This window comes from Rhodococcus sp. G6(2025), assembly GCF_058628105.1.
On sequence record NZ_CP179750.1, the window covers coordinates 4888761 to 4911455 of the forward strand.

General features: G+C 64.2%; 18 protein-coding genes and 1 pseudogene. 6 read left to right on the forward strand and 13 right to left on the reverse strand.

Annotation, left to right across the window (positions count from 1 at the left end):
• Positions 1 to 311: 311 nt before the first annotated feature.
• Positions 312 to 746 (reverse strand): FAD-dependent oxidoreductase, encoded by a 435-nt coding sequence (locus tag ACLIVD_RS22435; protein WP_491930704.1) that lies wholly within the window; start codon positions 744 to 746, stop codon positions 312 to 314.
• On the reverse strand, positions 746 to 1105 hold the full coding sequence (locus tag ACLIVD_RS22440) for a 2Fe-2S iron-sulfur cluster-binding protein (RefSeq protein WP_491930705.1): 360 nt from the start codon (positions 1103 to 1105) through the stop codon (positions 746 to 748). The genes ACLIVD_RS22435 and ACLIVD_RS22440 overlap by 1 nt, the downstream gene beginning before the upstream one ends.
• A 1583-nt stretch (positions 1106 to 2688) precedes the next feature.
• Here ACLIVD_RS22440 and ACLIVD_RS22445 point away from each other — a divergent pair.
• Positions 2689 to 3483, forward strand: coding sequence for an SDR family NAD(P)-dependent oxidoreductase (locus ACLIVD_RS22445; protein ID WP_491930706.1), 795 nt, complete (start codon positions 2689 to 2691; stop codon positions 3481 to 3483).
• Positions 3484 to 4759: 1276 nt separating this feature from the next.
• On the opposite strand, the gene ACLIVD_RS22450 is transcribed toward ACLIVD_RS22445, so the two are convergent.
• From ACLIVD_RS22450 to ACLIVD_RS22495, 10 genes are all read right to left on the reverse strand, one after another.
• Positions 4760 to 5779, reverse strand: coding sequence for a dihydrodipicolinate synthase family protein (locus tag ACLIVD_RS22450; protein ID WP_283335058.1), 1020 nt, complete (start codon positions 5777 to 5779; stop codon positions 4760 to 4762).
• Between the two features lie 69 nt (positions 5780 to 5848).
• Positions 5849 to 7333 carry an NAD-dependent succinate-semialdehyde dehydrogenase gene (locus ACLIVD_RS22455; protein ID WP_283335059.1) on the reverse strand — a complete coding sequence of 495 codons (1485 nt, stop codon included), beginning with the start codon at positions 7331 to 7333 and terminating at the stop codon, positions 5849 to 5851.
• Between the two features lie 10 nt (positions 7334 to 7343).
• Entirely contained in the window at positions 7344 to 8324 is a 981-nt protein-coding gene (locus ACLIVD_RS22460; RefSeq protein WP_283335060.1) for an ornithine cyclodeaminase family protein, read from the reverse strand.
• A gap of 227 nt (positions 8325 to 8551) precedes the next feature.
• The gene (locus ACLIVD_RS22465) at positions 8552 to 9745 is read right to left on the reverse strand and encodes a thiolase family protein (protein ID WP_283335061.1); all 1194 of its coding nucleotides are present in this window, start codon (positions 9743 to 9745) and stop codon (positions 8552 to 8554) included.
• 174 nt (positions 9746 to 9919) lie between these two features.
• Positions 9920 to 10939 (reverse strand): fumarylacetoacetate hydrolase family protein, encoded by a 1020-nt coding sequence (locus ACLIVD_RS22470; protein WP_095869852.1) that lies wholly within the window; start codon positions 10937 to 10939, stop codon positions 9920 to 9922.
• Positions 10940 to 11009: 70 nt separating this feature from the next.
• Positions 11010 to 11651, reverse strand: a complete 642-nt coding sequence (locus ACLIVD_RS22475) for an MFS transporter (RefSeq protein WP_283335062.1) — start codon at positions 11649 to 11651, stop codon at positions 11010 to 11012.
• Positions 11579 to 12286 carry an MFS transporter gene (locus ACLIVD_RS22480; RefSeq protein WP_491932915.1) on the reverse strand — a complete coding sequence of 236 codons (708 nt, stop codon included), beginning with the start codon at positions 12284 to 12286 and terminating at the stop codon, positions 11579 to 11581. The genes ACLIVD_RS22475 and ACLIVD_RS22480 overlap by 73 nt, the downstream gene beginning before the upstream one ends.
• A 428-nt stretch (positions 12287 to 12714) precedes the next feature.
• A complete protein-coding gene (locus ACLIVD_RS22485) occupies positions 12715 to 13953 on the reverse strand; it encodes an NAD(P)/FAD-dependent oxidoreductase (protein ID WP_095869850.1) in 1239 nt (412 codons plus the stop codon).
• 1 nt (position 13954) lies between these two features.
• Positions 13955 to 14281 carry a 2Fe-2S iron-sulfur cluster-binding protein gene (locus ACLIVD_RS22490; protein ID WP_095869849.1) on the reverse strand — a complete coding sequence of 109 codons (327 nt, stop codon included), beginning with the start codon at positions 14279 to 14281 and terminating at the stop codon, positions 13955 to 13957.
• 16 nt (positions 14282 to 14297) lie between these two features.
• Complete coding sequence (locus tag ACLIVD_RS22495) at positions 14298 to 15596, reverse strand: cytochrome P450 (RefSeq protein ID WP_491930707.1); 1299 nt, start codon at positions 15594 to 15596, stop codon at positions 14298 to 14300.
• Between the two features lie 122 nt (positions 15597 to 15718).
• Here ACLIVD_RS22495 and ACLIVD_RS22500 point away from each other — a divergent pair, with 122 nt between their 5' ends.
• A complete protein-coding gene (locus ACLIVD_RS22500) occupies positions 15719 to 16681 on the forward strand; it encodes a LysR substrate-binding domain-containing protein (RefSeq protein WP_491930708.1) in 963 nt (320 codons plus the stop codon).
• A 266-nt stretch (positions 16682 to 16947) separates the two neighbouring features.
• On the opposite strand, the gene ACLIVD_RS22505 is transcribed toward ACLIVD_RS22500, so the two are convergent.
• Entirely contained in the window at positions 16948 to 17850 is a 903-nt protein-coding gene (locus ACLIVD_RS22505) for an ABC transporter substrate-binding protein (RefSeq protein WP_491930709.1), read from the reverse strand.
• A gap of 130 nt (positions 17851 to 17980) precedes the next feature.
• Here ACLIVD_RS22505 and ACLIVD_RS22510 point away from each other — a divergent pair, with 130 nt between their 5' ends.
• From ACLIVD_RS22510 to ACLIVD_RS22525, 4 genes and pseudogenes are all read left to right on the forward strand, one after another.
• Positions 17981 to 19501 carry a bifunctional 3-(3-hydroxy-phenyl)propionate/3-hydroxycinnamic acid hydroxylase gene (locus ACLIVD_RS22510; protein WP_491930710.1) on the forward strand — a complete coding sequence of 507 codons (1521 nt, stop codon included), beginning with the start codon at positions 17981 to 17983 and terminating at the stop codon, positions 19499 to 19501.
• 49 nt (positions 19502 to 19550) lie between these two features.
• On the forward strand, positions 19551 to 20489 hold the full coding sequence (locus ACLIVD_RS22515) for a VOC family protein (RefSeq protein ID WP_095869999.1): 939 nt from the start codon (positions 19551 to 19553) through the stop codon (positions 20487 to 20489).
• A 78-nt stretch (positions 20490 to 20567) separates the two neighbouring features.
• The gene (locus tag ACLIVD_RS22520) at positions 20568 to 21428 is read left to right on the forward strand and encodes an oxidoreductase (RefSeq protein WP_491930711.1); all 861 of its coding nucleotides are present in this window, start codon (positions 20568 to 20570) and stop codon (positions 21426 to 21428) included.
• Positions 21429 to 21852: 424 nt separating this feature from the next.
• A pseudogene (locus tag ACLIVD_RS22525) lies at positions 21853 to 22665 on the forward strand (IS481 family transposase); the annotation flags it as partial.
• Positions 22666 to 22695: the final 30 nt, after the last annotated feature.

A 22695-nucleotide genomic window follows, 5' to 3' on the forward strand; every position in this document is an offset into this window, starting at 1 on the left:
CGGACTCCTCGCAACACAGTGACCCCGCGCCCCGAAATCACTTAGGTCGGCACGCATCTGCGGCGGCGCCGTCTGCCGCCGATTATCTCTCCGGTGTCTGCCGGGTGTGCGCACTTCCGGATCCGGATCCGGATCGGAGCGGGGGGCTCGGATCGATTGTCAAGTCTTCGGTGTCGATGAAGATCAGTCGCCCGTCGTAAGCGGGACCGCCCACCTGTGCACCGGCGCCCACTGAACTCGGCCATCTCTTCCCGATCACGCGCCGATGGGATCGCGCTCTTCCTCCATGTCGGTAGTTCCTTCGATGAGGTCTATGCCCTTTCAGCGAGTGCGCTGCGTAGCCCTTCCGCCTCATCGAGCCCTCGAAGGGACCACACGCCCGGTAGGTCCGCACCTGGTACCGGCAACGGGCGATTGTGTGCGCCCGTCGCGAGAACGAGGTAGTCGTAACTGGCGCTTGAACCGTCTGAGAGTACGACCTGCTGCTCCGAGGTCCGGAGGTCGCTGACCTGGCTTCCCAGGCGCATGGTGATCGCTCGCTCGCTCGCGGTCTGCGCCGGAAGCAGGCCGAGGGTGTCGCGGCCGACCGAGCCTTTGAGAAACTCCTTGGACAGTGCCGGCCGATCGTACGGTTCTTCCATGTCTTCGCTGATGAGGGTGATATCGCCGGCATACCCGCGGTGCCGCAGCTCGAGAGCGGTCTGGACTCCCGCTACGCCGGCACCGACGATCACGGTTCGTGTCATCAGATCTGGCTCTCCGGGAGGTGCACAACCAGACCATCGAGGTCCTGCTTAGCCAAGACCTGGCACGACAGGCGGCTTTCCTCCCTCACCGGTGCGGACGCCTCCTCGAGCATCTCCTCCTCGACTTCGTCACGCTCACTCAGTCGGCCGGTCCATTCGGGAGCGACATACACGTGACAAGTGGCGCACATCAGGTTCCCGCCACACTCCCCCACGATCCCGTCGACGCCATTGAGTACCGCGGCCTTCATGACGCTGGTCCCGTCCTGGACGTCAAGCGTGGTTGTTGTGCCGCCGTCAGCCCCGACGTAAGTAACTTTGGGCATCTGTCTCACTCTTTCTGTCGCGTTCAAGGGCACCAGGGATCTCCAGCGTGTCCGTAGTTGCCGAACGCTAGGCTTTTGCGGATCGGAGCTGAAGTGCCGGTCGCGTCGATACCGAGGAACCACTTGCTGCGGGATGCAAACCTCGACGTCAAAGTTCAGTGGTTCCTCGATCTGGGGGCTAGTGGTCCACTGCATGCCGGACCGCGTTCGTTATCAAAGGATCGACGAAGCGACGCCGCAAAGCGGGTCAAACCTCAGCAAGAGCATGGTCGTCCCGAATTCACCAGAGGGTCCGAACACACTGGCCGCGACACGCGTCAGAGCGAAGCGGCGTCGCGACGCGTTCAGCAAGGACAATCACTATACTTTCGATCGCCAAGGACATACTCGACACCCAATGTGGTCATGGAACTCACGTGAGTTGGTACGGGCAGGACATCGCGCGCAGCATCAGGGACAAATAGTTGTGAGGAATTCATCCCATCTGCGACTACCCGGTGGGCAGCGCGGAGGTTCGGCTCCTGACCCTATGTCGGATTCAACGGGAAATACCGGTAGCGATGCCCGTGACTGAATTCGTCCCTCCTGACCGACGCTCACTGTCGATGAGGGAGACACGTCGAGATCGCCGAGGTGGACAGCTGATGCAGAAGTGTTGTCCACGTAGGACATAGGACGACGTGCCGGGGTGCTCATACGATGACGTCAGGATCAGCGCTCATAATGTCGCTGCGAAACTCCGTCCCCATCGCCGCGTGCCATTGATACCCCGGAGGAGGATCATGCCTGCCACAATTCCTCGCGAAGTGGACGCCGCCGGTTACTCCGGCTCCGCGCCGCAAGGCCGACCACACTGCTCGCGACTTCCCCGCGCGTCGATAATTATGGGAACCTTGTCAATCGCGTCGTTCTGGATGTCCGGAGTCGGGTTTGTCTTAGGGTTGAGTGCGGTTGCCTATGGCACCCTCGCCACATCACAGTCCGATATAGCCGAGGACGAAGCGGCGTCGCTGTGGGCCCTACTGGGAGTCGTCGCCGGGATCGGAGGCATCATTGCCTCCACGATCTCGCTCGCCCCCTTGCTGGTGGATCTATGAACCACGCACGCGGACCAGCGGACCCGCCCGCGTCGCGCACGAGCAGGTAGATGCAACTACTGGGCGCCCACTTCGGAACGGACTCCGCCGAACTCAAGGTTGCTCTCACCCAACCCAGGGATGTTTCTGAATCGATCAGAATATCGGCCCACCTGGTCTTCGAGGTGGATAAAGGTCTCGCAGCTAGTTTTTGCGGTTCCTGGGGTTTGAGTGGCGATCGAACCCGCACGGACACCGTCGCCACTCCACCTCTCGCGACATACGCCTGATTCTGCTGCGGGACGTTCCCGCCCCTCCTCCAGCACGCGACCGGGCGGCTTCCGTCGCTATTTCCGTTGTGACCCGACTGAGCTCGCGGCACCGGACACCTACTGTCCACCGGTACCGCGCGGCCCGCACGAGTGGATCTGGTCGATCCGCCAATCGTTGTGGATGCTTGCCGGTGTTGAGTGATTCCGGGCGTTGCCATCGCCTGTCATAACACCCAACTTCCATTCCGACTCTATTTGCGAGGCGAAAGTGACCACTGCGTATTCCCCTGAAAAGATGAACCTCCCACCGCTTGGTCCGTTCATTGACCCCCAGAAGGTGGTCGTGATCGGTGCCGCGACCGGCATGGGTTCCGCAACGGTTCGGAAGTTGCTTGAGAGCGGTCGCAGGGTTGCCGGCGTCGATATCAACAAGGTGGTCCTCGATTCACCTGCGGAGTTCAACACAGTGGGTGACGTCACGGACGCCGTGGACATCAAACGCGCGATCGACGAGGCCGCCGAGGCGCTCGACGGTATTGAGGCGATCGTCTGCTGCGTTGGTATCAATGGTCTCGGGACGATCGATGAAACCGAGCCGGAGGAGTGGAACCGACAGTTTGCCGTCAACGCGTTCGGCCCCTACGCATCGGCTCGCGCGGCGCTTCCCCATCTTCGGAAGTCCGGTGGCGGTGCGATCGTGGTCCTTACCTCGCAGGTCGGCATCGTCGCACAGAAGGGGAACGCCGCCTATTGTGCGGCCAAAGCCGCCGCGATCCACCTGGTCCGCTGTATGGCCGCTGACTTCGCGGCAGAGAACATCCGCGTGAATAGCGTCGCGCCGGGGATCACCGGGCCCACCGGGATGTTTAACAGCTGGCTTTCGCTGTTTCCAGACGAGGAATCGCGCGATGCCGAGGCACAGCGCCAGATTGAAACCAGTATGCAGAAGCGGATTGTCCATCCGGACGAGATCGCGTCGGCTGCCGTCTTCGCCGTCTCGAATGCCGCTCCCGGTATCATCGGCCAGACCTTCGTCGTGGATGGCGGCTACAGCCTCGTCTAACCCATAAGTCCCGCGCCTGCCGTCGAGTTCGGCAGCAGGTGCGGGCTCGTCGTCCCAGGGCCACTGGTGGGAACGAGCGACCTGGTGCATGGCAGTCGTACGAGGACGTGGCGTTGGCGCCACCGGCATGGAGCTTTCTTAGGAGACTATTTCTGGACGGCAGCGTGCGACCCGGCAATAAACCGAAGAGGACTCGGCGATAGTCGTTTGTCGACCTCGACGACGATTAGTCCGCGAGGATCGCAGCCGACGCCGGGAACGAGTTCGGAACGCCTACTCCGGCCGCGATCGGGGTTGTCGGCGACGCTAAGCGCCTTCGACCGACGCGATCGGGGCGTCTCATCGACGAAGCAGCGGCGCCGCGACAACGTGACGGGCGCTCGATGGCGCTGTTATCGATCTTCGGACGAAGGTGGCTCGAGAAAGCTATCGGGGCCACCCTCTGACAATCCACACCTGTTGGGAGACTTCGTCAACTTCCCTTCCTGAAAGTTGGGGTGTAGATCCTGTCTGCTCAACTCGGCGATCTGTAGTTGCTGCAACACTTTCCGTCCGTACGCTCGGAGGAGCGGTGCCCGGGCGGCGACGCTGCTATGCCGTTACACACCTCATACTTCTGATTACGCACTTTGTTGAGCCCGCTGGGCTTACCCCCAAACAGAGACTTACGGGGCCGCCACGAGAGGGTCACGCCGTTCGCCTCGGCTAAGCCTGCTCCCAAGTGGAGTGGCAAGAGGGCTCTTGTTGCGCGCTCGCTGCGATGACTAACCACCGCGCATTGGCTCGCGCGATGGCAATACTCGTGAGGATTTGTTTGATCGATGCGGTGCGGCTGACGCATGCAATCGCAGAATGGATGACAAGCAAGAGCATTTCGAAGACCTTCAAGGTCGCGAGTTCCCGATTCGATACGTCGACTACTCCCAGTCACTATGAAGCCTGGAACAACAGTTCTAAGGTCGGGTGAAACCCATTCTGGGCAAATCGGTCTCGACGCTGGGTAGCTGCGGATGTTCGTTTCGAGCATCTTCCAGGGACCTGATGTGCTGCCCGGACCCGAAACGCCTCGTGAACAGTGCGGCTAGCGGTTGGGATGTAACTGATCGGTCGAGTGAACTTGCAGGCGATGAGGTCACCGACCAGGACGGTGACGCCATCGCCGGCCAAAAGGCTGTTCATCCAACCAAGGCGACTAGTCGATCGCCCCGGACTGCGCCGAATTACTACCCACGCTGATCCAGGACTGTCCAGGAGACACTTCCTTTGTTGGTTCCGTTCAGGCTGGGTTGCGGCCGATGAAGAACTCTCGAAACGGATCCATGCTCGGCTCCAGTCCGGCGTCGATCAAACCCTTGCGCAGCGCGGCCATCTGGTGGTCATGGATACGCTGAGTAGGTTGCCGCAGGGGCCCGCCATTGTAGCCCTGCAACCAGCCCTGGAACTTCCACGCCTGGCGGTTGAGGAAAGATCCTCCGTGCATTCCGTTGAACAGTCCCGCCTTGATCTTGCGGGCCGGATGCAACTGCCAGTAAATTTCCGTGGCGTCATCGTATTTGCCGTCGCGCAGCAGCTGCATCACACGCGGAATCACGGGGCCGAAGTATTCGTGATCACTGGTAGCCGAGAGCTGAATGGGGATCACTTGTGAGAGCGGGATCAACTCGCCTTCGATGGGGATCGAGATGACGACCTCCTCACCGAAGAGGCGATGGCATTCGATCGCGCTCTGGATACTCGGGAATCCGCCTTCGGCTTTTACCACAGCGACATTGGGGATCTCGTCGATCATGCGTCGTATGAGACGGGTAGGGATATCGGAGGGGTGAATGCGGCCGCTGAAACCCCAGATCACCATCGGGAACAGGATGATACCCAGGTTCGTCGCGTCCGCGACGGCCTTGGTGTAGTCGAAGATCTCCTGTTCGGTCTCCGGGTAGAAGTTCGGCGGGTAGGACAGCAGGACTAGATCGGCGCCGGCATCCTCTGCGCCCCGGACGGCTTCGATGTTCTGCTCGAGGTCGTTCCAGCTGGCGTGGTGGACGATGTAGAAGTCGTCGCCGGCCTCGTCCTTGGATATCCGCAGGAAGTCCAGGTATTCCGGCAGTGTGATGCTGATTTCCGAGATTCCGAGGCTGCCGATGAATCCGTGTTCTTTGGCGAGGCGGATGTCGTGGCGAATTGCTTTTTCGTTGATGCGGCGGAGGTCGTTCGTGAATGAGGGAATGGTGCAGTTGACGGCTCCGACGAGCTTCTCGCGGGCCCATTCCCGGGCTTCGGAGCGTGTGTAAACAGCCATGACGGGCGTTCCTTTCGGTTTTCGATTAGTTGACGTGTTTCGATGTGTTGGCCGGTTGAATCGCTCCGGTCAGTTCGCGCCGCTGCCCGCCCACGCGAGGTACTTCATCTCCATGTACTCGTCGATCCCGTAGATCGACCCTTCCCGTCCCAGGCCGGACTGCTTGATGCCGCCGAAGGGCGCGGTTTCGTTGGAGATCAGGCCGGAGTTGATTCCAACCATGCCAGCCTCGAGAGCTGCCGCGACACGCCAGATTCTCTCGGCGTCTCGGCTGAAAACATAGGCGGCCAAGCCGAATTCGGTGTCGTTTGCCTGCCGGATTGCATCCGCCTCGTGGGTGAACGGTATCAGCGGGGTGATCGGGCCGAAGGTCTCTTCGCGGGTAACCTTCATACCGGCGCCGACATCGGCCAACACCGTCGGCTGGTAGAACTGCCCGCCCCGGTCATGTCGCGCACCACCGCACACCACACGTGCGCCCTGTCCGATGGCGTCGGCCACATGTTCTTCGACTTTGGCGACAGCAGACTGGTCGATCAGCGGGCCCAGCATGACGCCCGGCTCGAAACCGTCACCGACCGGAAGGTCGGCGACCCGGTTGGCCAGCTCCGCGGTGAACCGTTCGTAGATGCCGGATTGCACGTATACCCGGTTGGCGCTGATGCACGCCTGTCCGGTGTTGCGGTATTTCGCGGCGACCACACCCGACACGGCGGTCTCGAGATCCGCGTCGTCGAAGACGAGTACCGCCGCGTTCCCTCCGAGTTCCATCGATGACTTCTTCACCGTCGCCGCGGACTGCTGGAGCAGCAGCCGCCCGACCTCCGTCGAACCGGTGAAGCTCACCTTCCGCACCAGCGGGTTGCCGGTGAGTTCTGCGCCGACTTCGCTCGCCTTCCCGAGCACCACACTGAACACGCCCGCCGGCACCCCGGCACGAGTGGCCAGCTCCGCGAGAGCCAGGGCGGTGAGCGGGGTCTGGCCGGCAGGCTTGACGACCATCGTGCATCCCGCGGCCAGCGCAGGTGCGACCTTGCGGGTGATCATCGCGGCGGGAAAGTTCCACGGTGTGATCGCGGCGCACACCCCGATCGGCTCCTTGAGCACCAGGACGCGGTTCGCGGGATCGGGTGCCGGGAAGACATCGCCGCGCACACGTTTAGCCTCTTCGGCGAACCATTCGATGAACGATGCTGCATATGCGATTTCACCGCGCGCCTCGGTTACCGGCTTGCCCTCCTCAAGGACGATCAACCGCGCCAGATCCTCGGCGTGCTCGTTGACGAGGTCGAACCAGCGCCGGAGGATCTGGGCGCGTTGCTTGGCCGACTTGGCCCGCCAGCCGGGCAGGGCGCGGTGTGCTGCGTCGATGGCCGCGGCGACCTGCGGGCGGCTGAGCGACGGGAGATCGGCCAGCTGTTCACCGGTCGATGGGTTGGCGATAGTGAAACGCCCGGATTCGCCGTTCTCGATCCACTGTCCGTCGATGTACGCCGCGTGGCGGAACAGGGTGTGGTCCGCGACCGTTCGGCTCTCGGTGGCAGCAGTGCTCATGGTGGGTCCTTTACTTGTGAACCGGTGGGATGCGGATGGGCAGTTCGGACCCGAGCCCGGACTTGCGGGCGGCGTCCGCGCACATAGCGGCGACGGCCAAGTCCTGAACGGCGGAGCCAACGGACTTGTACACGACGATCTGTTCGGTGGTCGTGCGCCCAGGGTGCGTTCCGGACACGAGGTCGGACAGCGCGGCAATCCGGTCGGTGACGTCGATGCCCGCCTGCGTCGCGGCGATGAGATCGCCACTGTCGTGCAGTACTTCTTCCAGGACGTCGGCGATGACGACGTCGGCGCGCGCGATCACCTCCGGATCGACCTCGCGCTGCTCCCGCACGGTCGATCCGATCGAGACGACGGTCATTCCCGGTTCGAGCCACGCGCCCAGCAAGATCGGCGACTCGTCATAAGATCGCGCCGCGCAGATCACCACTGACGCGATTGCAACCGCCGCCTGAGGTGACTCGGCGGCGATGATCGACGTGTCCAGATCGGCGAGTTCGTCGGCGAAGCGCGCCCGACTCTCCGCTCGCGGGCTGTACACACGCACGGCTTCGAGCCTGCGCACTGCCGCAAGGGCACGAACATGTTTCTTCGCCTCGAAGCCCGAGCCGATGACGGCAACCGTGACCGGTCCGGGTGCAGCCAGCAGGTCGACCGCCAGCGCCGATGTGGCCGCGGTGCGGTAGCCGGTGATCGAATTGCCGTCGAGCAGCGCCACCAGTTCCGCGGATTCCTGATCGAACAGGGAGATGAGGTAGGAGAACTGGCGCACGCCGATCGCGCCGGCGATGGTCTTTACGCCCATCAAGCCGCCGCTGCCCGGCGCGCCGCTCATCAACCGCAGGAACGAGGTGCCGCCGCGCGCGATGGTCCGGGCCGGGAATCGAGCATCGTCGGGAGCCGCCGCATAGGCGTCGCGCAACGCGGCGATGGCCGGGGCCCAGTCGAAGGCCGATTGCACCGCGGCGTCGTCCAGCAGGAGTGTCAATCTTCTCCCCTTCCTTTCCAGAAGGTTTCGATACTATACGGATCGTATCGGATTGGGTTGCGGGTTTCTAGCCCAGAGCTCGTCCCGGTCCGCTGAACTATGAGAGGCCCGAGACGTCCACCGACCGAGACGTAGCAAGGAGGTACCGGGCTTCGGGGTGGAGTTGTCCGTGGTAGCGCACAGCCCTGTCGAGGATCGGACGGTGCGGGAGTGGTCCCCGGCTCGGCTCAGATGCGTTCGATGATGGTGGTGTTGGCCATGCCCGCGCCCTCGCACATGGTCTGCAGGCCGTAGCGTCCGCCGGTGGCCTCGAGGTTGTTGACCAGGGTGCTCAGCAGGCGGGTGCCCGACGAGCCGAGTGCGTGCCCGAGCGCGATGGCGCCGCCCCACGGGTTGAGCTTGGCCGGGTCGGCCCCGAACTCGTGCGCCCACGCCAGCGGCACCGGCGCGAACGCCTCGTTGACCTCGTAGGCGTCGATGTCGTCGATGCTCAGCCCCGACTTCGCGAGGATCTTCTTGGTCGCCGGGATCGGCGCGGTGAGCATGAAGACCGGGTCGTCACCGGCAACGGCGAACGAGTGGAACCGTGCCCGCGGGGTCAGCCCCAGCTTCGACGCCATCTCCTCGCTCATGATCAGCGCCGCGGACGCGCCGTCGGTCAGCGGCGACGAGTTGCCCGGGGTGATGTGCCACTGCGCCTCGGGGAACCGGGCCGCGTACTTCTCGGAGTAGAACGACGACTTCAGCCCGGACAGTCCCTCGGCGGTGGTGGAGGCGCGCACGGTCTCGTCGGCGGTGTGGGTCACCGTCTCACCGGCGGCGTTGGTGACCGAGATCGGGACAATTTCCTTGTCGAACAGGCCCTTCGACAGGGCGTCGGCGGCACGCTGATGCGACTGCGCGGAGAACGCGTCGAGGGTGTCGCGGTCGAACTTCCACTTGGCGGCGATCAGTTCGGCGGAGATGCCCTGGTTGACGAGTCCCTCGGGGTAGCGGGCGGCGATGCCCGGGCCGGACGCGTCCTGACCGATGGTCGTCGTGCCCATCGGGACGCGGGACATCGACTCCACACCGCAGGCGATCACGATGTCGTAGGCGCCGGCGATCACGCCCTGCGCGGCGAAGTGCGCCGCCTGCTGGCTCGAGCCGCACTGGCGGTCGACGGTGGTGGCCGGAACCGAATCCGGGAATCCGGCCGACAGCACCGCTGTCCGGGAGATGTTGAGGGCCTGCTCGCCGGCCTGCCCGACGCAGCCGCCGATGACGTCGTCGACCTGTGCGGGGTCGATGCCGTTGCGTTCGACGATGCTGCGGAGCACGTGTGCCAGCAGTTCGACCGGGTGCGTGCCGGACAGCGCACCGCCGGGCTTGCCCTTACCGGAGGCGAGGCGGACGACGTCCACGATGACAGCGTTGGTCATGAAACTTCCTTTCGCGCCGTAATCGTGCGTTGGCGTCGGCATAGATGTCGGCCGGGACATGTGCCCCGATTGGGCGTGGGCCCTGCCGGAGGCCGAGGGCTCGTAAGAGTCTGGCGGAAGGTACCGCGCTCCCTGCCAGCACCCCGGCCTCCGGCTCGGCACCGCGTACGTCGTTTAGTTGACGTCCTGGACCTCGAAGGGATACGGCCGCGGCTCAGGCCACCACGGGGCCTTCTCGCGGGTCTTACTGATCGGTGACCGCAATGTGCCAACGGATTCGAGTTCGAGTTCCACTACGTCACCGGGTGAGAGTGTCTTGCCGAGTTCGAGTCCAGACCCGAATCCCAGAGTGCCGGAACCGATTATGTCGCCGGGCTGGAGGTAGTCGGCGATCGAGACATATGCGACCAATTCGGCGGGGGTGTACACCATGTCCTCGGCGACGCAGGAGGACCATAGTTCGCCGTTGACCCGCACGGATCCCGTCAATCCTTCGATGGACGAGACCTCATCCATGGTGGTGATCCATGGGCCGATGCCGTAGGCGAAGTCCTTACATTTCTGCGGGCCCATGCCGATCGCCATCTCTGCGCCCTGCACGTCTCGCGCGCTGAAATCGTTGAAGATCGTGATGCCGAAGACGTGGTCGAACGCATCGTCCGGCGTCAGATTCCGTCCTCTCCGGCCGACGATGTAGCCGATCTCGAGCTCGTAATCGAACGCGTCCGTGAAGTCCGGGTAGGGAATCTCTTCGTTGTGCCCGTACACCGTCGCGGTCGAGCCCTTGAAGTACCCCGGAATTTTGTAGATGTTCGGATTGGGCAGCGCGTGTGCGACCTTCTCACTGAAGTTGACAATGTGCTGACTGAAGGTCAGCCCATCCCGGATCACCGGGGAATCCACCGCTGCACACCACTGGACCTCGAGTAACGGCAGTGATGCGTCGTCCGCGGCTCCGAGTGCCTCGTGCGCAGCATCCAGAAAGACATCGCCGCCACCGATCGCGGCGGCCATGCTGGACGGAAAGATGGAGCGGGCAATCTTCGACGCGCGCTCCGGCTCCGCACCCGAGCGTTGCAGCGTCAGCGCATATGCCTGCGCCAGGTCGATCACCCTTTCGGTATCGGGCTGCACCGCGACGATTCGTGCGCGCGGACCGTCCGGGGTCGGTCGCACCACCCTGCCTAGCTTCATTGTGGCCTCCTAGTTTGTTCCGTAATTCTATACGATACGTCTCGAACCGCGATAGGTTTGATGACATCATCTACAACTCCGTTTCGGCGGGTTGCGGGATGAGAGAAGCCGGCGAAGTCCGCGGAGTGGGCGTCGGCAGTGTGGCGAAGGCACATGCACACATGGCGGCCAATGCTGCGCACGGGATGAGTGCTGCTGAGTACGTGCCGAGGGCATCGAACAACATCCCGATGAGCAATGGCGAGATGCCTGCCGCGATGACGAAGCCCGTGTACATCCAGGAATATGCTCGGGCGTATCCCGCGAGTGCGAAGTACCGAGCGGTGAAGAAGCCGATCATGTCGATCTCGCCGCCGATGGCCAGCCCCAAGGCAATGGCGGCGAGTGGAGCGAAAGCGACGCCTCCGACGATCAGGAAGCATGTACCGGCAGCACTCAAGGCGCAGACCCCTCCGGCAACCAGTCCCGGGCGGACATGATCGAGCAGAAATCCCACCATGACCCGACTTCCGATGACAGCGAATCCGATCAGGGACGCCAAGGTCGCGGCCTGCGACGGCTCCACATCCATCGACCGCAACATTGGAACGAAATGTGTGAGCAAGCCCGTGAAAGCGAATGACATCACGAAGAACGTGATCAACAATCTCCAGAAGCACCGGTCTCGACGAATCGCGGCGAAAGTCGAGCGGGCACGCACGGGAGCAGGCACATCGAGTTCAGTGCACTCGGCGAGGTCGTCGTCCTCCCCCGAGTGGCCGTTGCCGAGGGCTCTTTCAAAAAGGCGGGCACGGGATCGATACCGCTCGCGGCGATCACAGCGAGCACAAGACACCCTGCGCGCCAACCATATTCGACAATGACGCCATTGACGACGAGCGGAGCGACGGCCGCGGCGACACCGATCCCAGTCATCGCGAGTCCGAGGGCAAACCCGCGCGACTTGACGAACCACAGGCTTACCGTTCGCGTAAATCCGACCGGGCCGGATGCGCTGGCGAGGAAGCCGAGTGCGAACATGACCGCAAGGAAGACGGGGACGGTGTCGACGATTGTCGCGAGGGCAAGGTATCCGGATGCGAAGGACAGTTGCCCGAAAACAATGACTCTCCTCGTCCCGAAGCGGTCGATCGCGCGCCCCGTGCATACCGTTCCTGCTGCGACCCCCGCGCTGACCAGCAGCAGACCGAGACCGTACGAGGTCTTACTCAGTCCGATGGCGTTTTCGAGGTCGGCCGTGAACAAACCTATTGTGTACAGCAGCAATCCGGAGATGCCGACCGCCGACCCGAAGCCAGCGATGACGATAGTTGGCCATCCGCGCCGGATCTCTTCATTACTGACCATGGGCACACACCTTCGACAGGGAGGGAAATCGAGCATTGGTATTTCGAGACGAGCGGGGATCGCTTCGTGTAATTGGCGTCACATCGCCTGCGGGCTATCTCAACCTATCCCACGGAGTTCGTAAATTTCATGCACCCGTGGAACTTCCACGGTTGAACGGTAGAAGCTGCCCGCAAGGGATGGCGGAGGACCACGCCGAACCAGCGGCGCCGTTCGTTGTCGCTCCGTGGGCGGTCCGCGTGCCGCTGAGAGCTACCGAAGGTTCAGGTGCCGATCCGTCGAAGGCTCCGGTGCGGCGCGCTCGGCTCTCTCGAACCGCAGTTGAGAGCTGTTGTGGCAGCGGGTTTGCGAAACGCCGGGAGCGCAGGACTGTGCGCGGGTGCGACACGCGGGTGTGTCGTAGTTGGGCGGGGTGGTGCAGGGACTGTTCAGCCTGCGGAGATCGCGGCGGATCGCGCGGAGAGCGATTTGAGATCGAAGCCGGCCCGGGTCAGGTCGGTCAGGCTCGGCCGCCGCGGTGCGGACAGTACTTTGCGGGCGGCGAGGTGCACGGCGGGCTGGTTCACCGATTCGACGGCGACGAGGACGTCGTCGCGGAAGCGGAAAGTGGAGAACTTTCCGGTGGTGGGGTCGGTGGGGACAACGGTGCGATCGGTGGGACCGCCGACGCCGGCGATCTGGATCTTGCAGCTGCCTTGGTGGCTCCAGAACCACGGGAGGTCCTGGTAGCCGGTGGGGGTCCCGGTGAGTGTGGCCGCCAGGGCCCGGGCCTGGTCGACCGCGTTCTGCACCGATTCCCGCCGAACCCTGGTCCCGGCGTGTGTGCAGGGAAAGCTGACGCAGTCGCCGATCGCCCAGATGTGCTCGTCGCTGGTGCGTAGGAATTCGTCGACGTGGATGCCGTTGTCGATTCGCAGGTTTGCGGCGGCGGCCAGATCGGTCTGAGGGTCCGCGCCGATACCGATGACCACGAGGTTGGCGGGGAAGCGGCGGCCGTCGTGTCCGACGACGGCGGAGACACGTCCGTGGGCGTGTTCGATCGCCGACACCTGCACGTCGAATTGAAAGTCGATACCCGCGGCGCGGTGAGTGACGGTCAGCTGGTCGGTGGTGGCATAGGTCAGGGCGCGGGCGAGTGGCCGGGGACCGTATTCGACGACGGTGACGTCGATGCCGCGCCGGGCCGCCGCGGCGGCGAATTCGAGTCCGATGAAACCGGCGCCGATGACGACGGCGGCCGTCGCGTGGTCGAGGTCGTCGTGGAGGAGGGTGGCGTCGGCGGCTGTCCGCAGGTAGTGCACCCCGGGTCCCTGTGCGCTGGGAAGGGTGAGGCGTCGGTTGCGGGAGCCGGTGGCCAAAACAAGGTCGTCGTAGTGCATCCGGGTGCCGTCTGCGCACCCGATGGTGCGGGTGCGCGGGTCGATTCCGGTGACAGCGGTGCCGCGCCGCAGGTCGATCTCGTGATCGTGATAGAACTCGGTGCCACGCAGCGGCAACGGTTGCGGATCGCCTTCGGCGAGGTAGTCCTTCGACAGTGGGGGGCGTTGGTAGGGCAGTTCCGATTCGGCGCTGAGCACCGTGATCGGGCGATCGTGGCCGCGGGTTCGCAGGGAGTCGGCGAGCTGGATCCCGGCATGGCCCGCGCCGATGATGATCGTCGCGCTCATGTCAGATCTGGCTTTCCGGGAGATCGACCTCGAGACCGTCGAGGGTGGTGGTGACGAGGATCTGGCAACCCAGACGGGACCGCTGCGGGGCGCGGGCGGTGGCGGTGCAGTCGAGCATCTCGTCCTCGTCCTCGCCGACGTCGGGTAGATCCGTCAGATGCGCGGAGCGGATGTAGACGTGGCAGGTGGCGCACATGGCCTGTCCGCCGCATTCGCCGACAATGCCGGGGATCGAGTTGGTGACCGCGGCGCGCATCAGGGATGTGCCGTCGGGGACGTCGAGGACGTCGCTGCGACCGTCGGGCTGGTGGAAGGTGATTTTTGGCATGGAGGTCTCTCTTTTCTCAGTTGTCCCAGGTGACCGGGAGATCGGTCAGTCCTCGGAACACCCATCCGTCCCATCGGGTTTCGCGGGTGGTATCGACGCGCAGGGTGGGGAAGCGCTCGTAGAGCAGGGGCACCGCGATCTCTCCGACGGCGCTCTTGGCCGCCCAGTGGCCAGCGCATAGGTGGACCCCGCTGCCGAACGCCAGGTGTGGGCGGCGTGGGCGGGAAATGTCGAACACCGTGGGATCGGCGTCGAAGTAGCGTTCGTCGCGATTGGCGGAGCCGACCACCACACCGATGGCGGCACCGGCGGGCAGGCGCACTCCCCCGAGCACCACCGGGCGGGTGGTCTGGCGGGGGTACATGCCGATCGGCGACAGCCAGCGCGCGGTCTCGTCGAACACCGCCGGCCACAGCGAGCGGTCCACGGATACGTGCCGTTGCTGGTCCGGATGCCTCGACAGCGCCCACACCATGTTGGTGATCATGTGCTGCGGCTCGTTCATTCCCCCGGTGATGGTCAGTTTGACGTTCGCGGCCACCGCCTGCCGAGGCAGTCCGCTGCCGACCAGTGCCGAGGTCATCGACTCATTCGGATGCTTCTCGTAGAAGGGAATCAGGGCATCGAGCAGGGCGTCGACCTCGGTGCGGGCCTGCTCGCAGCGGACCCAGATGTCCGGATCGTCGAGCAGGTTGCCGGTGCCGGCGATGAAGGCATGAGACCACCGCCGCATGTCCTCGACATCGACATCCGGCAGCCCCAGCAGATCGATCAGGTTCTGTGATGCCACCGGTGCTGCGTAGTCCCGGTTCAGTTCGGCAGCCCCGGGACCGGCATCGGCAAGGACGTCCAGATAGGTACGCGCGTTGCGGGTGAACACCTCGGACCATACGGACTTGACCATCTTCGGACGCAGGGTGGGATTGATCGTCGATCGTTCGGACGCATGGTCGGGATCGTCCTTGCGCAGCATCGGATGCCCACCCAGCGCGCGCAGCATGGTCGCGCCGCTGCCCCCGACATCGGCGGTGTAGGTCTGCTGGTCGCACTCGATCTCGTGGCATTCGTGGTAGCTGGTGACCAGATACTTGTTCACGGCCGGGACCCACGCCACCGGCGCCTCGTGGCGAAGACGCCGGTACGTCGGGTACGGGTCGGCGGCAAGTTCACCGGGCGCCACCCAGTCGACTTCGGGTGCCGGGGGTAATTCAGCCGGGTCGACGGTGCCTCTCAGCGGAAGTGCGCTCTCGCCGGCGGAAGCCGGGGCGTGGGTCACCGGACAGGACATTGGCCGCGTGGCTGCCGTGTCGGTCATGTCGTTCTCCATCTTGTGCGTGTTGTGCACCACATTGGGGTTGAGACTTAGTTCACATCACCGAGTAATTCTCGTAAAGTGAATAAAAATGGCAAATATCTTCAGTTGAACGGAAGTTTCAGATGGGTCAGCTCACCGTCCGCCAGCTCGAGTTGTTTTCCGCCCTCCCGCGATATGGGACGTTGTCGGAGGCTGCGGCTGCGTTGCACATATCCGAATCAGGTCTGTCACAGGCGGTTTCGGAGGTAGAGCGAATTGTGGGGGAGCAACTGTGCGTGCGTCGCAAGGCGAAGGGTTTGCAGCTGACGCCGGCGGGGCAGTACTTCGCCCATCGTGCGCGTCATCTCGTCGACGAAGTGTCCTCCCTCGTCGGTGATCTCGCTGCCACGCGTGGGGAGATCACCGGCCCCATTCGGGTCGGTTGCTATGTAGGGTTCGCCGCCACGGTGCTGCCGCCGGTGCTGGCGCACTTCGCAGGCGCACACCCGAAGGCCAAGGTCGGGGTCCGGGTCGGTGGGGACGACGAGCTGCTGCCGTCACTGGCCGACGGCACCTTGGACTTCGCGGTTCTGTACGACATGTTTCTACCCTCGGACCTCAACAAGCGGGTGGTGTACGAGACCGAGGTCACGGCCGTGCTGCCGGCCGACCATCGACTCGCCGACCGGGCCAGCGTGGCCTTGCACGAGCTCGCCGAGGAACCTCTCGTTCTGCTCGACTCGGCGCCGAGCACGGCCAACACCCATCGAATCTTCGCCGAGCAGGGGGTACAACCCACCGTCGGCACCGCCGTTCCCACAATCGATCTCGTCCGGGCTCTGATTGGGCGAGGAGTCGGATACGGCCTGCTCATGTCCCGTCCCAACTCTCCCGACACCACCTCCGAAGGACGACCCCTGGTGACGCGACCGCTCACCCCTCGCGCCGGCCGCACCAGCGTGGTCGCGACCTGGCCCCGGCACATGACCCTCAGCCCGCGGGCACAGGTCTTCCTCGATCATCTCGTGCACAGCATGTCCGCGGCCGGGGGGCCACCGCATCAACACCCTGGTGCGCCCGACCCGACGGCAAAAGTCACATCGTGACCTGTCATGCATACCCGCTTCCACCATCAGACATGTTGGGCGGGGCAACATGTCGGCAAGTCGGTCCGCGGGCTGGTACCGGGTGGGCACAGAGGAGGCTGCAGCATTCCCGATTTGCCCCGGTGAAATGCGGTCGGTGGTCGACGCCTATCTCACGCAAGGGTCGGGCAGGAGGGTCACATGCGCGCGCAGCCCGATCTGCCCTCGCGGGCACTTCCAGTCATTCCGCCCGCCTCGGCGGCCTCTCGGTGTCCTGATTCAGACCGTCAGAGCAGTTCGCAGCGGTCGTCCTCGCGGTCGCGGAGAGGCACGAGCCTGGCGGCCTGCAGCGGGCGGAGGTCGATCAGGTCACCGGCATCGGGTGCGCCATCGACGATCATATCGAGGTCCTCACGCAGCTGCGCGAGCGCTCGAATGCCAGCAGTGGAGGGGGCCAGAGTCTGCGGCACCGCGGCGAGAGCAGAGGCGACCGCAGCCTGCCCCAGCCCCACCGCGAGCAGTTCCTGCTCGACCTCGGATGCCGCCGCCTGTCGCATCCACTGATGGGCCGCGGCCAACGCTCCGAGATACCGGGCAATCTCGTCCGTCTTTCCCCGGAGAACCTCCCGGGAGGACACGATTCCGAGACCAGGGTAGGACGGCACCAGTTCCGCTATCCGCATAGCAACGGTCATCCCCCGACCGCGGCCGATCTCGTCCAGCGGTGGCGCCAGGAGAGTCACGTCCGCCGTGTTGGCGATCAGTGACTCGAACCGTTCCCGCACGCCCCCCACCTCGACGACCTCGTACTGGTCTTTCGTCCGGCCGAGCCGCGCCATCATCGAGTACGCGACGATGGCGAAGCCGTTCGAAGGGGCGTCGACCGCCAGACGAATCACGTCGAGACCGTCGATCGAGAGCAATTCGGGCCGAAGCGTCAAGGCAAGATCGGTGGTCGTTTCGATCTGGGCTATCACCGCGATGTCCGAACCCGTTGCATTCCAGGCGAACAGGTTGTCTGTCGCGGTGATGCCGACATCCGCTCGGCCGTCGTCGAGCTGCCGGCGCTGTTCGTGGGAGGACGCCACCAACTGGGTCTCCACCTCGACGCCCGCAGCGGCGAACAGACCCCGACGCTGCGCCACCGCCACGACGGGCGGGACGACGAACACCGACTGCTGCACCGTCATCGAGCATGCCTCCGCGTGACTCGTCTCGACGCCTTCGTCCATGTCGCTACAGAAAGTGATTGTGATCCACATCGCATGGGGCTAGAGTACGGAAATCGATACGAGACGTCTAGTACAGCAAGGAGCTCACGTGTCTTGGGATTACGAAGTGGTGGTCGTCGGCGGCGGCCCCGTGGGGGTGGCCGCCCTCGCTCTTCTCGGCCAGGCCGGGATCTCAGCGATCGGGATCGAACGCGAAAGTAGCGTGTGGCCACAGGCTCGGGCGGTGCACTTCGATGGAGAGACCCTTCGCGCATTTCAAGCCCTCGGCCTGGGCGGACAGGCGATGGCTCGATGTAAGCCGATGACGGACTTCCGCATGGAGAATGAAGCACGCGAGACGCTGTTCTCACATCCAACGGGGAAACTCGGAACACAGGCATGGCATGACGACGTCATGTTCCATCAGCCCGACATTGAGGTACTGCTGCGCAGCGAGGTGGACCGCCAGGCCGGCGTGTCACTTCGCTCGGGGACCACCTTGACCGATCTGGAGCACATTGCCGACGGGGTTCGCTGTGTGGTCACAGACGCCGAGGGCTCTACGGAGACCCTCACCGCGCGATGGGTCATCGCAGCTGATGGGGCTACCTCGACGGTGCGGCGACTGCTCGATGTCCGGACCGAAAGCCTCGGTAGCGATGATCCGTGGCTGGTCGTTGACGGATTACTGGACGGGGAGCCTGACATCAGTGGCGACATGGTGTTCCTCGGTCATTACAGTCGGCCGGCACTGTGGGTTCGCCTTCCCGGCAAGCGGGTCCGGATGGAGTTCAAGGTCATGCCGGACGATGATCCCCAGGAGATCGCCACCGCGGCCGCCATCGAGCGCATCAGCCACGGCGTTCTGCCGACGGACCGATTCACGCCGGACCGGGCCGCGATCTATACCTTCCGCGCACGGGTTGCCGAGCGGTGGCGTGCGGGCAATGTGTTCCTCGCCGGGGACGCCGCCCATCAGGCTCCGCCACTGTTCGGCCAGGGACTGTGCGCCGGCATGCGCGATGTCGCCAACCTGATCTGGAAGCTGAGTCTGGTCTCGCGGGGTCTCGCCGACGTGGACCTGCTCGACACCTACGAGAGCGAGCGGCGCCCGCACGCCCATTACTGGGTGGAGCAGGCGGCGACGATGGCAGGCATTCTGCAGACCACGGACCGCAAGACCGCCGAACATCGCGACGCCTACGTGCGCGCGAACCCCGGTGCATCTGCACCCCCGTCGCCGGCGCTCGGTCCCGGCTTGCATACCGCCGAACTCAACGACAGTGCGGGCCGACTTTCCCTGCAGCCCCGGCTGTCCGACGGAACACGCCTCGACGATCTGGTCGGCGTCCGGTTCCTCGTGGCAGCACCCGAGGACATGATCGCCGGGTTGTCACCACAGCTTCAGGGGGCGCTCACCGGTGATGGCGAGACCGTGGTGCTCACCGACCCGGAGACGTTCTCCGACCTGCTCGCCTCGGTGAATGGCAAGGCCGTGGTCCTGCGCCCGGACCGGTACGTGCTCGGTGTCGCCGACACGTGTGAGGAGCTCGGGCTACTGCTCGAACTCGTCCCCACCCTCAAAGCGGCGCTCGCCCCCGCCGTCCAGGCCGCGCCCCTGCCACAGTGACGAGCCCTTGCCCGTCACTGCCCTGAACTGGTACCCGAAGGAGATTTCCGTGTCATTCAGTCCGATCACCCACCTACGTCACGTCGACATAGCGGTCCCCGAATACGACAAGCAGGTCGCGTTCTACGGCAACAACTGGGGCCTGACCGATGTCGGCGGCGAAAGCAATTTGACGTACTTCGCGGCCGAAGGCTCGCCTGAGCAGTACATCGTGCGTGTCAGACGCGCCGACGAGAAGCGACTCGATCTCGTGTCGTTCGGCGCAGCAGACCCCAAATCCGTCGATCAGCTCGCCGACCGCCTCGGCGGTGCGAACGTCGCGCTGATCAGCGAACCCGACATCTTGCAGACGCCCGGCGGAGGCTACGGATTCCGGTTCTTCGACCTCGAAGGTCGCGTCCTCGAAGTTTCCGCCGACGTCGAGACCCGCACACACCGCAAGATCGAGGAACGTGAAGCCATTCCCGTGCGACTGTCGCACGTGGTTCTCAACTCGCCTGAGCCCGAGAAGATGTTGGCCTGGTACGTGAAGCACCTCGACTTGCGTCTCTCCGACACCCTCGTCCATCCTCACATGGGTGGGCTCATGTGGTTCCTGCGCTGTGGACCGCAGCATCACAGTATGGCGATCGCCCGGTGCCCCCATACCGCGCTCAATCACGTGTCGTTCGAGATGCGTGGGCTCGACGAATACATGCGCGGTAGCGGACGGCTCATTCGAGCCGAGGTCCCGAAGATCTGGGGACCGGGCCGACACCGCGCCGGCGACAACACCTTCACCTACTTCCACGATCCCAACGGCAACACGATGGAGTACACCACCGAACTCGAACTTCTCGACGAGGACACCTGGCACCCGAGCCTGTACGACACCAGCGAACCGGAGACCTCCGATGAGTGGGGCACCGCCGACTCAATGAACGAATGGATCAGCAAGCAGATGTTCAACGATCCGGACAAGGGCCTGTTCCAGGCACCCCCGGTATAGGGGCCTCGCGTACCGACACCGCAGCCCGGGCTACCCGGGCACCCGCAAGGAGCCCTCCGGTCGCGTTCGCACCCCACGGTGACGACAGATGCGACCGGAGGGCCTCCGTCGGATTTCTCGCCCATCGATGCGGCGTACACACCGATTGCTCCGAAATTCGTCGCACCGAAGAGAACATCCGCAGTCACGACTGCCACAGACGTCACCGGAAGAATTTATGACAGACTCCGCCCGGGCCTTGTTCGTCCGAGCGAAGGGCTCTTCCAGCCACCGAGTATCAACGGACTCGAGATCGCCAACCGCATCGTCATGGGTGCGATGGCGGTCCTGCAGCAGCACAAGGGCGGACGTCCGAGCAGACAAACGATTGCGTTCCTCACCGAGCGCGCCACCGGCGTCGGCATGATCATCGTCGGAGGGTCAGCGGCCACGTCACGAGGAGTTGACGAGGCACCGTTCCGGCCACTGCTCCGTTTCGACTCCGACGATCTCATCCCCGACCTGGGGCGGTTCACCGCCGCCGTGCATTCCCACGGGACCGCGATCTTCTCCCAAGTCTTCGCCGGATTCGGGCGGGTGGGAATGCCAGGCAAGGACCGGCCGATTCTCACCGCAAGCCCGAAGAACGTTCATATGACCGAGGACCGCCTCCCACCGGGAACCTCACCGGCGGGAGGCGGGGCAGTCGGCGATGTCCCGCTGTTCCTCAGCAGCACAACCGATCCGCAGACGGGTGCCGACGCGATCGTATCCGGCCACGGAGATGCTCTGATGCTTGCCCGGCAACTCCTCGCCGATCCCGAGTATGCCAACAAGGTGCGCGACGGAAGAATCGACGAGATTGTCATGGTGCGACCACCAAAACTCCTGCCTGCGGTGGCTGATCGACGTTCCCGTCCGCTGCCACCAGAACCTCCGCACGGGTCGGGAAGGGCGTGAGCCGGGTGCGCGGCCCCGCTCCCCCGCATCGTGAAACGCCCCGCGGAAGACGCTCTGATCTGGTTGACCGGTTCAGAGCGGGTCATGGCTTGGCGAGCAAGATCGCCTCCAAGAATGAGTCCGCGGGGTCAACGGTGGGATTCACACCTCCGGCCCTCCACCGTCGGTGAGTGAGATTGTATGTACGAGAATGGGTGCGGGTTGCTCGTCGAGCGAGCCCGCACCCCATTTGCATACGTCAACCCGCAGCGGTGAGGCGATCAACAGCGTGGCGTACATGGAAAACGGCCGTCCGGACGCGTTCGCATTCGAGCTGACGAACCTCTTAATTTTAATGTCCACGTTTTCGTAGCCAACGCAAGCACCCGGCCTCCTCCGGCGGGCAGCTTCCGCGGCGACTAGGTGTACTGATCCAACGTTGGTGACGTCACGGCCACATCGCAGCCCGAACCAGACCCCGACGCGCACCGAGCGGCGCATCATCAAAGTCCGCGTCATCCGCCGCTGGGGTCCGGCCCGGATCGCGTATCTGCTGGGTTTGAATGTTTCGACAGTGCACAGGTCCTGAGCCGGTACGGGTTGGCTCGACTGCGGTGGCTCGACCGCCCGACCGGACGGGTGATCCGTCGCATGCACTCACCGCACTGCGGCGATCTCGTTCATGTCGATGTCAAGGAACTGGGCAAGATCCCCGCCGGCGGCGGATGGCGGAAGGTCGGTCGCTCGGCAGGCAGCCGCAATGCCCAAGCCGACAAAAGCAGCGGCGAGGTCGACAAGTACTACCGTCCGGTCCGCGGCTACCACTTCCTGCACACCGCGATCGACGCACACTCACGGTTGGCCTACTCCGAACTGTTGGGCGACGAACGCAAAGCCACCGCCGCCGCGTTCTGGCTACGCGCCAACGCATGGTTCACCGAGCACCGCATCACGGTCGAAAAAGTGTTGACCGACAACGGTTCCTGCTACCGATCACACGCGGCCCGAGACGCACTCGGCGAGATCAAGCATCGCCGAACCCGCCCCTACCGACCCCAAACCAACGGCAAAGTCGAACGCTTCCACCGCACCCCGGCACGACGAATGGGCCTACGCCCGCCTCTACACCAGCGACCGCGAACGCTGCGACGAGTTCCCGCGATGGCTGCACACCTACAGTCACCACCGCGGCCACACCGGACTCGGCGGCCAACCACCCGCCACCCGCGGACCTAACCTCGCAGGTCAGTACCGCTAGGCGTCGATACAGCGGGTGCGTTGCATGCCC